Here is a 12,039-nt window from a genome sequence, read left to right on the forward strand (position 1 = left end):
AAATGGTATTCAATGAGAATGAAGATCTGTTTGATGGCTGTTATTGCCGGACTTTATTTAAGCGGGGCAGGGCAGGAGCAATGCCCGGTTATTCCTGCTCCGGTTCAGGCCGTCAGATCTGCAGAAACCTTTTTGTTGAGCAGATATACGGGTCTTATTTTAGATGCTCCGGAATTAAAAGGCGCTGGTGCTTACTTACAGCAACGTTTGCTGGACCTGAAACAGATTCCTGTAGCTGTGAAGCCGGCAGATGCTGATTATATCCGGCTTTCAATAAATAAGCAGGCAAAGCAGGATGAATCCTACCGGTTGGCTATTACAAAAAAAGGCGTCAACATTACCGCTAATTCTGTTGCGGGAGTTACCAATGGCATCTCCAGCCTGTTACAACTGGTCAGTCTTCAAAAGCCGGTCAATGGCGGGGTTTCGCTGGAAGGATGGAGCATTAAGGATGCTCCCAGATACGGCTGGCGCGGGTTTATGCTGGATGAGTCCCGGCATTTTATGGGCAAAGCCAAAGTGCTGCAATTGCTGGACTGGATGGCATTTTACAAGCTCAACCGTTTTCACTGGCACCTGACCGATGAACCGGGATGGCGTATTGAAATAAAGCGCTATCCCAAACTGGCATTGCTGGGCGGGTTGGGCAACTTTACGAACCCGACCGCTCCTGCAGCGTATTATACCCAGGAGGAAATCAGTGAAATTGTGCACTATGCAGCTCAACGAAACATTACAGTAATCCCGGAGATAGACATGCCGGGCCATGCAACCGCTGCCAACCGGGCCTATCCGCAGTACAGCGGCGGAGGTAATGAGCAACATCCGGACTTTACCTTTGACCCGGGCAATGAAGGCACCTATGGCTATCTTATGAACATCTTAAGAGAGGTAAACCTTTTATTTCCCTCCGGGATGATACACCTGGGTGGAGATGAAGTGAGCTTTGGCTCTGATAAATGGATACAGCATGAGGGGGTCAAAAAACTGATGCAAACGCATTCCTTGAAAGACCTGAAAGCCGTGGAGCGCTACTTTATGGAGCGTATGGCAGATTCTGTTTACAGCCTGCATGCCGGGTTACTGGCATGGGATGAGATGGCAGCGGTGAATTTGCCCAAAGACAAAACGATTATCTGCTGGTGGCGGCATGACCAGCCCCGGCAGTTACAACTGGCGCTGGATAAAGGCTATCGTATTATTGTTTGTCCGCGGTTACCTTATTATTTTGATTTTGTACAGGACAGCAGCCACCGGATGGGCAGGAAATGGGGAAAAGCATATGCTCCCATAAAAGACGTGTATAATTATAAAGCAGAATCCCTGATCGCAGATCAAAAACAACAGGCACAGGTGCTGGGCATACAGGCAAACCTGTGGACAGAAACGGTGACCAATTTTAACCGGATGGACTATATGGTGTTCCCGCGTATTGCTGCTCTGGCAGAAGCCGCCTGGACAACGGATGCGCTTAAAAATTATGATGGATTTGCCACGCGCTTAAAAATGCAATTGCCTTTATACAGGGATGCGGGCATTTATTTTTATAATCCTTTTGATCCTTCAGAAATACCCGAACCTGTTTTTTTCAGGAGAGATACCAGGAGTTTATCAGCACAGGAGAATTGAGGGAAATGAGGAATAAGGAACAAGGAATGAGAAATAAGGAATGAGGAAGTGGGGAATGGTAAATGTAAAATGTAGAATGTTGAATTTGGAATGTAGAAGGGGCTGATAGCTCAATTCTTATTAAAGCGGGTAGCAAGTGGGAAGTGGCCAGTAGGGAAGAGGATCGTGACTGAAAACTAAAAACTGATAACGCAATTCTCACATCTCTCTTTTAACTTTTCTCTTCTTACTCAATGAATCAGCCCTGAAATAATATTGATCGTAAGCGCTACCAGGAATGTATTCAGGGCAAAGGAAATGAGGCCGTGATACATGGTTACATAACGCAGTTGTTTGGAAGTGGTGTTCACATCTGATACCTGAAAGGTACAACCCATACAGAGTGAATAATAGGCGAAATCAAGGTAATTGGGCTGATCATCTTCCGGGAATTTCAAACCACAGCCTTTTTCGCCATCCTGGTAATACAAATGCGCATAATGAAAAATATAGATGGTATGCACCAGCAGCCATGATGCCACGATACTGCCTACGGATACCGGTATCCATAAATACTTGCTGAGGTTGTTCTCCTTGGCATTAATAATAATGCTTAATACTGCTGCCAGGCACGCAAAGCAGGTGATCAGAATAAAAATAAAAACAAAGGCCCTGCCTCCATCTTCTACCGCTGCTTTTTTTACAATATATTCATGAGGTGTTGTGTAGATTATATACCAGCATATTAAAAGATAGCAGCAGCAAAAGAACAGCCACCCTATTAAAATATCCATCATTACCGGAGGCCTGAAAAAGCTGGTTATACCGCCGGCAATGCCTCCCACTATAAAGGAGATAAAGAGGCGCTGCAGGGCAAGCAGCTTATGCACTTTTTTTTCTTTAAACGGATGTTTGTTTTGCATACTTTTTTCTGAAAGATCAAATGTACTGGATAATCCGCTTTTTAAAGTAGCTTTGCGGCTTTTCAAATTTCATGAAAATACTTCGGATTTATATTAATTCCTTCAACGGGTTGTCAAAAGAAGCCTGGATGCTGGCAGTGGTTATGCTGATTAACCGGTCTGGCTCTATGGTACTGCCTTTCCTGGGAGTATATATGACGGAGCACCTGCACTTCAGCATAAAGGACTCTGGTATCGTACTGAGCTTTTTTGGCATAGGCTCTGTCATCGGGTCATGGCTGGGCGGTTTTATCACGGATCGCTTCGGGGAGTTCAGGGTACAGGTGCTGAGCCTGTTTTTAAGTGCACCCTTATTTGCCCTCCTCCCGTTTTTTACAACGGTACAGGGGTTAGCCGCCATCATACTGGTACAAAGCATCATCAGCGAATCGTTTCGTCCTGCAAACTCGGTAGCTATTACCAGGTATGCGAAACCGGAGAATCTGACCAGGGCATTTTCATTAAACCGGATGGCCATCAATCTCGGCTTTTCCATTGGCCCGGCACTGGGCGGAATACTGGCTGCCATTTCCTATAATTTTTTGTTTGCGGTAAACGCTTTGGGAGCGTTAGCCGCGGGAGTGGTCTATTTCCGGTTTTTCAGAACCAGGTCGCGGCAGTTCCGTAAAATTGAAAAGGAGCGCAAAAAGGAAACAGATACAATAACTATTATAAAAGAAGAATCTGCTTACAGGGATCTTCCCTTCATTGTTTATTCTGTTTTCTGCGGTATCTTTTCTGTTTGTTTTTTCCAGTTCTTTAATACGCTGCCGCTGTTTTATAAAGAAGTTGTCGGGTTGGATCAGCAAACGATCGGCTATATACTGGGTTACAGTGGTTTTATTATTGTAGTAATGGAAATGCTGCTGGTGAATATGGCTGAAAAATACCTGTCGGCAGCCGCCACACTGCTGATCGGAACCCTTGCCACCGCTATTGCTTATTCCGTATTGGTCATTAATCACCACTTAGCTACGCTTACATTGTCCATTACCATTCTTAGTCTTGCGGAGATCCTGGTGCTCCCGTTTATGGCTGCCATAACCGCTGTCCGGTCAGGGAAAGGCAATAAGGGATCTTATATGGGACTAAATGGCATGGCAATTGCCGTTTCTTTTATTATTACCCCTTATCTTGGAACCCGTGTAGCCAGTGATCTTGGCTTTACCACACTATGGGCTGGTACCGGTGTCATCCTGCTGGCAGTGGCTGTTGCTTTTTATTTTTGCGTGAAACGGATCCTGCCCGCAGATATTGCCACCGGACATTAATGCGCAAATGAAATTTATTACAGACCTAACAAAGCATTGCAACTAAATATGCGGGACTTAAGTAAAATTCATTATAGACCTAAACAAAGCGTTGCATTTTTGGGACACTTTTCGGTCTGATTAAAATGTTGCCTCCATATAAGCCAGCTATTGTTTAAAGTTGTAGTAATGATTGATGAATTTTATAAAGAAACCGGGAATGGCGGCAGCGCCGCTTTGCAGCTGCACAAACTGAAAATGCCGTTCTATTTCCAGCCCCTGTACATCAATGATAACCAGTTCCCCGCTGTTCAGTTCTTTTAAAATGGTATGAATGGAAAGAAAAGAAGCGGCCTGGGAGTGAGCGATATAGGACTTTATGCTTTCCGAGCTTTCCAGCTGTATTTCCCGGTTTAACTGTGATAGCCTGATGTGCCTGCTTTTCAGATGTTTTGCAATGACTTCCAGCGTACCGGATCCCGGTTCTCTTAATGCAAGAGGGATAACCTGTAATTCTTTCAGAGAGATCTGTTGCTTTTTAGCGATCGGGTTTTTGGCAGCGGCCACTAAAACGATTTCATCTTTTATAAAAGGCGTATATTTAAAAAGCCCGCTTTTGGGCTGTCCCTCAATCATGCCAAAATCAATTTCATTTTTTTGCAGCAGTTGCTCAATATGTTCTGTATTGCCACCGGACAGAACAACGGAAACATCTTTGAAGCTTTTTTTAAAAGCCGCTAGGGCGGGCGGCAAAAGATATTCCGCAATGGTGGTACTGGCACCTACCCGCAGCTTTCCTTTATGATGTTGGGTAAAAGAACTGAGCTCCAGCTCCATTTTACGATAAAGGGCAAACAGTTCTTCGGTATGCTGCAATAACAGCTCGCCGGCCGGCGTGAGCGCTATTTTTGAACCGCTGCGCTCAAACAGCTTTGTTTTAAAATGGCGCTCCGTTTCCCGGATATGCTTGGTCACTGCGGGTTGAGAAATGAACAGCTCTTCCGAAGCCCTTGTAAAATTTAGCCGCTTTGCAACAGCACGAAATACCTGTAGCCTGAAGTCAAACATATAATAACGGTGTGCTCAAAGATAAGAAATGCCGGTGGATGTGATTAAGGCCTGTCAGGAGCAGTTGTGTGCCTTTGCAGAACCAGAAGCAGGAATCCTGGAATATGGCCGAAACAGCGCGGGCGTAAAAGAGAAAAAGCGTATCTTGTATTTCTATGAGCAATAAATACCACAGGAAACTGTTTTTAAAGCTAACGGCGTTTGCCAATGCGGCATTGCTGTTAAAACCATTGGAAACCCTGGCACAGTACAAAACCGGCAAGGCTGCTATTGCTGAAAATGTGATCTTCTATAAGAAAGGAACAGCGCAATATGAACTGCTCCGGAAGGGATTTAATAAACGCATTAATAAATATCCGGAAGTAATAGCGCTTGCAAAGAATACTGCCGGTGTAGCAGAGGCTATACGTTATGCTGCCCGAAACCATTTACCGGTTGCCATAAAAAGCGGCGGGCACTGCATGGAGGGCTTTTCCTGTAATGACGGAGGAATGGTGATCAACCTTTCAGCGATGAAAGCTACCAGTTGGATGAATGACGGGCGGCTCCTGGTACAACCGGGCTGCACACTGGCGCAGTTATATGATAGTGTTTTATCAAAAAAGCGGTACATTCCCGGTGGTTCCTGTGGCAGTGTGGGGATAGGGGGGCTAACATTGGGCGGAGGATATGGTTTGCTTTCAAGAAAGTATGGACTTACCTGCGACAGTCTTGAGGAGGTAACAATGGTAGATGGCAAAGGCAATATAGTTAACTCTAATACCGATCCGGAACTGCTGTGGGCCTGCAGGGGTGGCGGTAATGGTAATTTTGGGGTTATCACTGAAATGAAATTCAAGACCTACGCGGCGCCTGTTACTATGCAAAGTTTCCGCTTCAGAGCCTTTAAAACGGACCCGGCCCGGATGAAAAATATTACAGAGCAATGGTTCCTGATCACGCAAAGTTTACCCGTATCCTGTTTTTCTGCTCTGGTGCTGAGCGCAAAAACGGTATACATACTTTTAACCAATATAGCCGGACATAGTGCTGATGTAGAGAAAGCAGTACAACAGCTGACCCAACTGACTGATAGAAAAACGGCCACCCGGCCCACGCCCCTGGCGCAGGCTTTAAAAGTTTTTTACGCGGAAAGCCAGCCGGTATTGTTCAAAAATGCTTCCGCCGGTCTGTACAAAAGTTTTGATGATATAAGCGGTTGTATTGATGCGGTGCTGGGTATAACAAGAAGCACGCCGGGCATGATCTACCAGATCAATACACTGGGCGGCAATATACAGAACGCTGAAGCAGAAAAAGCCTCCGCTTTCCCGCACAGGGCCTACAGCTATTTTTCCGAGCTGCAGACGTATTGGGAAACGGCGTCCCAGGGCAACAGGCTGCTGCAACGGTTTGAGGCGGTACAGGCACTTTTTTCAGGCAATAATATCCGTACCCAATACAGGAACTACCCCGATATTCATTTTAAAGACTGGGCACATTTGTATTATGGCAGTAATTATGAAAGGCTGCAAAAGGTAAAGGCAAAGTATGACCCTGATAACCTGATACGGCATGAGCAAAGTGTGCAGTTATAATAAAAGAAAGCACCGCAATTTTGTGGTGTATTGTATTTTAGCAGGTTAAAAGCGTTCAAAGATCATGCTCAGAAGATTTAATTTAAAACCATTCAGGGAATATTTTAGTTCCAGCTCTGTTGGAGGCATTGTGCTGATCAGTTGTGTGACAGTTTCTCTGCTTATTGCTAACCTGCCCTTGGGAATTCCTTTTGAAAATTTCCTGAACAGCACGGTAGGGTGGAAGAATGAATGGGTTGATCTTGAATTTACCCTTTTGCACTGGATCAATGATGGCCTGATGGCAGTATTTTTTTTGCTGGTAGGGCTGGAGATAAAAAGAGAGATACTGGAAGGAGAATTGTCTTCTCCCCAAAAAGCATCGTTGCCTATTATTGCCGCTTTTGGCGGTGCCCTGCTTCCGGCGGTGATCTTTTATTTACTGAACCGGAATGAACCAACCGCCGCAGGATGGGGCATACCCATGGCTACGGATATCGCCTTTGCACTGGCGGCGCTTTCCCTGTTAGGAAAGCGGGTGCCTGCAAGCCTGAAGGTTTTTTTAGCGGCGCTGGCTATTGTGGACGACCTGATCGCGATAGGGGTCATTGCATTGTTTTATTCATCAGATATTCACTGGAATTATCTGTTGCTGGCCGGCGGGGTTCTATTATTACTTCTTCTCTTTAACCGGCTGCGCCTGAAAAATATAGGGTTCTATATTGTTCCGGGACTTTTTATCTGGTACTTTATCCATCATTCCGGTATTCATGCCACCATTGCCGGGGTGCTGGTTGCCCTGACGCTGCCCTTGAGAGCAGGGACAGAAGCATCGCCCCTTGAAAGACTGGAGCATTTTTTAACAAAGCCTGTTAATTTTTTTATTGTACCGTTATTTGCCCTTGCCAATACCAACATCCGCTTTGAGCCGGCAATGATGAATGGATTGCTGGAGCCGTTGGGGATAGGTATTATATCAGGATTGTTTGCAGGGAAAACTTTGGGCATCTTTATTTCTACCAGGCTGGCTGTCCGTTTAAAAATAGGGAAGCTACCCCGCAATGCCGGCTGGAAACATATCATTGGCCTGGGAATGCTGGCAGGCATAGGTTTCACCATGTCGGTTTTTATCAGCTTATTGTCGTTTGATGATCCTGTACTGATTGCGGAAGCAAAGCTGGCGATCCTGATCGCATCAGTTCTGGCCGCACTGGCGGGGTGCTTATTTATGGCAACGCTTCAGCAAAAAACGAAATAACCGGTCAACCGGCTATCAGGGCTCATTATATTTGCGGTAACAAGAAATTGGTAAAGCGAATGACGATCTACAATTCCAAAGAGTGGTTTAAGGCTGTTTTTTATTTTCATAAATCAGACAGCTTCAGAAAGCTGCTGCCGTATTTGTTACTTATGGCGCTTATATCCTGGGGCATAGCGTATTTTGAACTGGAATACCTGAAGCTTTCTGAAAAAAGCTGGCTGAAGAATATTAACATGGTGCATAATTTACTGGGGTTTGCGCTTTCTCTGTTGCTGGTGTTCCGTACCAATACAGCCTATGACCGCTGGTGGGAAGCCCGCCGTCAGTGGGGAGCCTTGACCAATGTCTGCCGTTCAATGGCTATAAAGCTGGATGCATATCTTTCAAAAACGGATAAAGGAAGCCGGCATTTCTTTCGTAAATCGATTCCTCTTTATTCACAGGTACTTTCGGGCTTTCTGCGGTCTGACTATACCACATTTATGCTGGACAGCGCAGCCCATCCGGAGCTGGACCTGGAACAAAAGCACGGCCCGAATCAGGTGGCATCGATGATCTTCCGTTATGTGAACGGGCTTTATACAGACGGGAAGATCACAGGAGATCAGCTTATCGTTATCAATAATGAAATCCAGTCGCTGACGGATATATGCGGTGCCTGTGAGCGGATTAAAAATACCCCCATCCCTTATTCCTACAGCTCCTTTATTAAAAAATTTATTGTATTGTACGTGGTTACGCTGCCTGTAGGATTTGTTTTTTCTATGGGCTATTTTGTGATAGCCGCAGTTCCTTTTGTTTTTTATGTGCTGGCTTCATTGGAGCTGATCGCCGAATCTATTGAAAACCCGTTCGGGACGGATGCAGACGATCTTCCATTAGAGCAAATGGCAGGTAACATGAAAAAGCATGTACAGGAACTGTTGTATGCCTGATGTTTGATGGTTACCGGATGCCCGCTGCCGGTTACCCGGTTCAGAGTGCTGGTTTCCCGGTCCTGATCCCGATCCGATAGTTATCAGGACTCTCGGGCCTGATAACTGGCCTTTGAACTGATAACTGATTTATGGTTCATCTGATGCTGAATGCCGGATTCCTGATGCCGGATGATGCGTGTCTCATTTTCTCGTTTCTCACTTCTGAAAACTGATAGCTGACTACTGTTTTATAACAACCCTAACTGTTGCCAGAGCTGTAGGAAGCGCTGGTCGCCCGGATAATATTTTTTGAGCGTTTGGGCATAGGGTCTTGCCGCTGGGGGATTATTCTGCTGAAGGAACAGCACACAGAGTGCATAGTTGATGTCTGCATCTGCAGGTGCCAACTCTAATGCTTTCAGGTATTGCTGCGCTGCGGCCTGGTATTGCTGTTTTTGCTGTAACAGGATACCATAATTATAATATACACGCGGGTTAACGGTTTTAAGAGCGATGGCTTTCTGTAAACTCTTTTCTACATTTCCCGGTTGCTGTAATTCGTTATATAATAACGCAAGATTGAAATAGATACGGTCATTTTTTGGGTCAATTTTGATAGCGTCCTGCAATACCTGCAAGGCGGCCTGGTTATTGCCTTTAAGATTATAGACGGTTGAAAGATTCAGGCGGGCATAATTCATCTGATCATCTTTCTGCAGGGCTTTCAGATAAAAGGATGCGGCCTTATCATAGTTTTTCAGTTTCAGGTAATAATCCGCTGCCATAACATTACCGGAAGCAAAATCGGTCTGGTATAAAACATTATTATTGAGCTCAGCCAGTGCGTTGGTATATGCGGCGCCGAGACCTGCCATCAGATCGCCATCATTGGTGCTTAACACAAGGTTGGCTGCTGCAATACGTACCGCGCGTACCTTATCTGTAAGCAGCGGCCGGATGGCTTCTCCCCATACAGAAGGATCAAAATTATTAAGGCCAGTAACAGCACGGTACCGGATCAGCGCGTCTTTGTCCCGGAACGCTTTTACCAGCTCATTTCCATTGTTGCTGCCGGGCAGGCTGGAAAGATAGTGCAGGGTAGCTGCCTGAATAACAGACGGAGTTGCCGTATCCCTGATGAGCCTGATCAGATGCGCCTGGCTGCCTGCATCCAGTCTGCTGCCGGGGATCAGGTCTTCTGCAAAGTGATATTTACGTGTTGGCCCGAACCATTTTACAACGGCCGCTGCTGCCCATTGGGCAGATCGGTTGGTATGGCAATTGTTACAGGCGTTGGGAGTACCGTAGGTCACAGAAAGATCGGGACGTGGTACACGGAAGGTATGATCATTGCGCCAGTCATTGCCCATGTAGAACTTTCCGGGCATGTGGCAGTTCTTGCATTGTGCCCCTTCCGTATTCACTGCATGAAATGTGTGCGTGGGTGCATCGTACTTTTTATCATGGCATTGCAGGCAAACACCATTGCCGGCTATCAGCAGCTTACCGGTATGCGGGTTATGGCAGTTAGTACATTTTACCCCCCGGTTATACATTTTGCTTTGCAGGAATGAAGTATAGGTATAATCTTCATCGTTGGCCTGCCCGTCTGCATAGAAATGATCCGTGGTCGGGATCTCGGGAATATAATCATCCAGGATCTCATTACTGTTCTTCAGGTCTGCGCTGATATTGCTTTTACGGGCGTGACAGGGAAAGCAGGTTTGTATCTGCGATAGCTGGTTGCTGTTTTTCGGAGCCCTGAGATAAGAACCCGCAACGTGGGCACCGTTTTTGTAATCGCTGCTGTTGATATAATCAATATGTGTTTTTGCCGGGCCGTGGCAGGCTTCGCAGCTGACGGTTAATGCACTGTAGGTGGTGTTATAGGTATCGGTTTCAGTGGAATAGTTCTTTTTCAGATCCGTACTGTGGCATTCTGCGCACATGGTGTTCCAGTTCTGGCCGTTGCCGGTCCAGTGCAGCCAGTCCGTTGCGGCAATTTTTTGCCCTGCATACTGATGGAACCATTTTTTATCTTTACTGTTCCAGGACTGCCGTGTAGCCTGCATTCTTCCCCGGTCAAATGCTACTAGGTACTGTTGCAGGGGGTAGTAGCCGAATGTATACAGGATCTCATAGTCGTGGTTTTTTCCATCAGGGCCTTCGGTATTGATAAAAAATTTTCCATCCTTTTTAAAGAATTTTGATGTAACGCCGTCTGCTGTATAGGTTGCATTATTAAAATCGCCCAGTACGGTGGAATCATTGGCCGGCTGCATTGCTTTATAATGATCCGATAACAGCCACTGGTCATGTTCTGTTTTATGGCAGCTGACGCAGGCCTGGTCGCCCACGTAAGTATTGGCAGCTGTTTGTATGCTTTTCGGGCCGGGATGTGAGCAACGCACAATCACCAGGCTTCCCAGGAAGAAGCAACTGATTATGAGAACAGCAATAAGGGTCTTTTTGTGATGCGTCCAGCTCATGAGGAACAAATATAAGCAGCAGCCGTTGAAAAATCTATTGTTTCAGGGGAGAATGGGCCGGGGGCAGGAGGAGTGGTGAACAGCTCATGGTTTATAGGGTATCGTTCATAGCTGATGGCTGAGTGCTGATAACTGAAAACTGCTGGTGTATGGTCGATCGCCTATGTCCCATAGCCGATGGTACATTTTGGTTCCGGATGTTCGATCCTTGGTTTTCGATTCTGAAAACTCACTACTCATCACTCATTTCCCCTGGCTTTAACCCGTTCTTCATTGACGAGCAGGTGCGCCAGCCTTGTTGGCTCCGGTATGCGATGCTTACGGACGCAGCGTTTTATAATGTCCAGGCTTTGCAACATGCTAACATGGTAGCCGGGTGATACAAAAACAGGTTTGCAATTGGCCTTGCTTCTTAACACATTGCCTATTTGCTCCTCTTTATGCATGAGGGGTGTAGCGGCAAATTGCTGGTTGGCCGGCTCCTGGTAGCTGCCCGTAAGGCGGCTTTTGCCACAGCCAATGGTGGGCTGACCGGCGATAATGCCAAAATGTGTGGCGATGCCCATTCTTCTCGGATGCGCAATGCCCTGGCCATCCAGTACCAGTATATCCGGCTTTTGGGCCAGTTGCTGCCAGGCTTTTAAGAGTGCGGGCACCTCGCGGAACGCCAGCAACCCGGATACATAGGGGAATTTTACGGTAAAGGTGACTACCACATAGGTTTGTACCAGCAGCTCAGGATATTTTAATACAACGATGCCGGCATAAACCGTTTCTTCAAACTTATTAAAGGAAATATCAGCGCCGCCGATCAGCCGGATGGGGCCTGTAAACGGGTCAAGGGTCACCTTCTCTCGGAGTTGTTTTTGAATAGCAACTGCTTCAGAAGGGGTGAGGGTGTTGTAAAATTCAGGATCGGTCATGCCTA

10 protein-coding genes are annotated in these 12,039 nt (G+C 46.3%); 6 read left to right on the plus strand and 4 right to left on the minus strand.

The window, feature by feature from the left end:
• Window positions 1–12: 12 nt before the first annotated feature.
• Window positions 13–1,629 (plus strand): beta-N-acetylhexosaminidase, encoded by a 1,617-nt coding sequence (locus A8C56_RS07240; RefSeq protein ID WP_084490085.1) that lies wholly within the window; start codon window positions 13–15, stop codon window positions 1,627–1,629.
• Between the two features lie 230 nt (window positions 1,630–1,859).
• On the opposite strand, the gene A8C56_RS07245 is transcribed toward A8C56_RS07240, so the two are convergent.
• A complete protein-coding gene (locus A8C56_RS07245; protein WP_067761722.1) occupies window positions 1,860–2,531 on the minus strand; it encodes a DUF1345 domain-containing protein in 672 nt (223 codons plus the stop codon).
• A gap of 71 nt (window positions 2,532–2,602) precedes the next feature.
• Here A8C56_RS07245 and A8C56_RS07250 point away from each other — a divergent pair, with 71 nt between their 5' ends.
• On the plus strand, window positions 2,603–3,841 hold the full coding sequence (locus tag A8C56_RS07250) for an MFS transporter (RefSeq protein ID WP_067753905.1): 1,239 nt from the start codon (window positions 2,603–2,605) through the stop codon (window positions 3,839–3,841).
• Window positions 3,842–3,988: 147 nt separating this feature from the next.
• Here the strand turns inward: A8C56_RS07250 and A8C56_RS07255 are convergent, their stop codons facing one another.
• Window positions 3,989–4,888 (minus strand): LysR family transcriptional regulator, encoded by a 900-nt coding sequence (locus tag A8C56_RS07255; protein ID WP_067753907.1) that lies wholly within the window; start codon window positions 4,886–4,888, stop codon window positions 3,989–3,991.
• A gap of 28 nt (window positions 4,889–4,916) precedes the next feature.
• On the opposite strand from A8C56_RS07255, the gene A8C56_RS24385 reads away from it, so the two are divergent.
• The 4 genes from A8C56_RS24385 (at window position 4,917) to A8C56_RS07270 (ending at window position 8,640) form a co-directional block, all read left to right on the plus strand.
• Complete coding sequence (locus tag A8C56_RS24385; RefSeq protein WP_157097904.1) at window positions 4,917–5,054, plus strand: hypothetical protein; 138 nt, start codon at window positions 4,917–4,919, stop codon at window positions 5,052–5,054.
• On the plus strand, window positions 5,044–6,465 hold the full coding sequence (locus tag A8C56_RS07260; protein ID WP_067753910.1) for an FAD-binding oxidoreductase: 1,422 nt from the start codon (window positions 5,044–5,046) through the stop codon (window positions 6,463–6,465). The genes A8C56_RS24385 and A8C56_RS07260 overlap by 11 nt, the downstream gene beginning before the upstream one ends.
• A gap of 64 nt (window positions 6,466–6,529) precedes the next feature.
• Window positions 6,530–7,702 carry a Na+/H+ antiporter NhaA gene (nhaA, locus tag A8C56_RS07265; protein ID WP_067753913.1) on the plus strand — a complete coding sequence of 391 codons (1,173 nt, stop codon included), beginning with the start codon at window positions 6,530–6,532 and terminating at the stop codon, window positions 7,700–7,702.
• A 59-nt stretch (window positions 7,703–7,761) separates the two neighbouring features.
• Window positions 7,762–8,640 carry a bestrophin family protein gene (locus A8C56_RS07270; protein ID WP_067761724.1) on the plus strand — a complete coding sequence of 293 codons (879 nt, stop codon included), beginning with the start codon at window positions 7,762–7,764 and terminating at the stop codon, window positions 8,638–8,640.
• Between the two features lie 230 nt (window positions 8,641–8,870).
• Here A8C56_RS07270 and A8C56_RS07275 read toward each other — a convergent pair whose 3' ends face one another.
• Complete coding sequence (locus A8C56_RS07275) at window positions 8,871–11,111, minus strand: tetratricopeptide repeat protein (protein WP_084490086.1); 2,241 nt, start codon at window positions 11,109–11,111, stop codon at window positions 8,871–8,873.
• A 239-nt stretch (window positions 11,112–11,350) separates the two neighbouring features.
• On the minus strand, window positions 11,351–12,034 hold the full coding sequence (gene nfi, locus A8C56_RS07280) for a deoxyribonuclease V (protein WP_067753916.1): 684 nt from the start codon (window positions 12,032–12,034) through the stop codon (window positions 11,351–11,353).
• Between the last annotated feature and the right edge of the window lie 5 nt (window positions 12,035–12,039).

This window comes from Niabella ginsenosidivorans (assembly GCF_001654455.1).
Classification (GTDB): domain Bacteria; phylum Bacteroidota; class Bacteroidia; order Chitinophagales; family Chitinophagaceae; genus Niabella; species Niabella ginsenosidivorans.

What these genes read in the sequence shown, in the direction of transcription:
- A8C56_RS07240 (WP_084490085.1), top strand. Translation starts at nt 13, where the DNA reads ATGAGAATGAAGATCTGTTTGATGGCTGTTATTGCCGGACTTTATTTA.
- A8C56_RS07245 (WP_067761722.1), bottom strand. Translation starts at nt 2,531, where the DNA reads ATGCAAAACAAACATCCGTTTAAAGAAAAAAAAGTGCATAAGCTGCTT.
- A8C56_RS07250 (WP_067753905.1), top strand. Translation starts at nt 2,603, where the DNA reads ATGAAAATACTTCGGATTTATATTAATTCCTTCAACGGGTTGTCAAAA.
- A8C56_RS07255 (WP_067753907.1), bottom strand. Translation starts at nt 4,888, where the DNA reads ATGTTTGACTTCAGGCTACAGGTATTTCGTGCTGTTGCAAAGCGGCTA.
- A8C56_RS24385 (WP_157097904.1), top strand. Translation starts at nt 4,917, where the DNA reads ATGCCGGTGGATGTGATTAAGGCCTGTCAGGAGCAGTTGTGTGCCTTT.
- A8C56_RS07260 (WP_067753910.1), top strand. Translation starts at nt 5,044, where the DNA reads ATGAGCAATAAATACCACAGGAAACTGTTTTTAAAGCTAACGGCGTTT.
- nhaA (WP_067753913.1), top strand. Translation starts at nt 6,530, where the DNA reads ATGCTCAGAAGATTTAATTTAAAACCATTCAGGGAATATTTTAGTTCC.
- A8C56_RS07270 (WP_067761724.1), top strand. Translation starts at nt 7,762, where the DNA reads ATGACGATCTACAATTCCAAAGAGTGGTTTAAGGCTGTTTTTTATTTT.
- A8C56_RS07275 (WP_084490086.1), bottom strand. Translation starts at nt 11,111, where the DNA reads ATGAGCTGGACGCATCACAAAAAGACCCTTATTGCTGTTCTCATAATC.
- nfi (WP_067753916.1), bottom strand. Translation starts at nt 12,034, where the DNA reads ATGACCGATCCTGAATTTTACAACACCCTCACCCCTTCTGAAGCAGTT.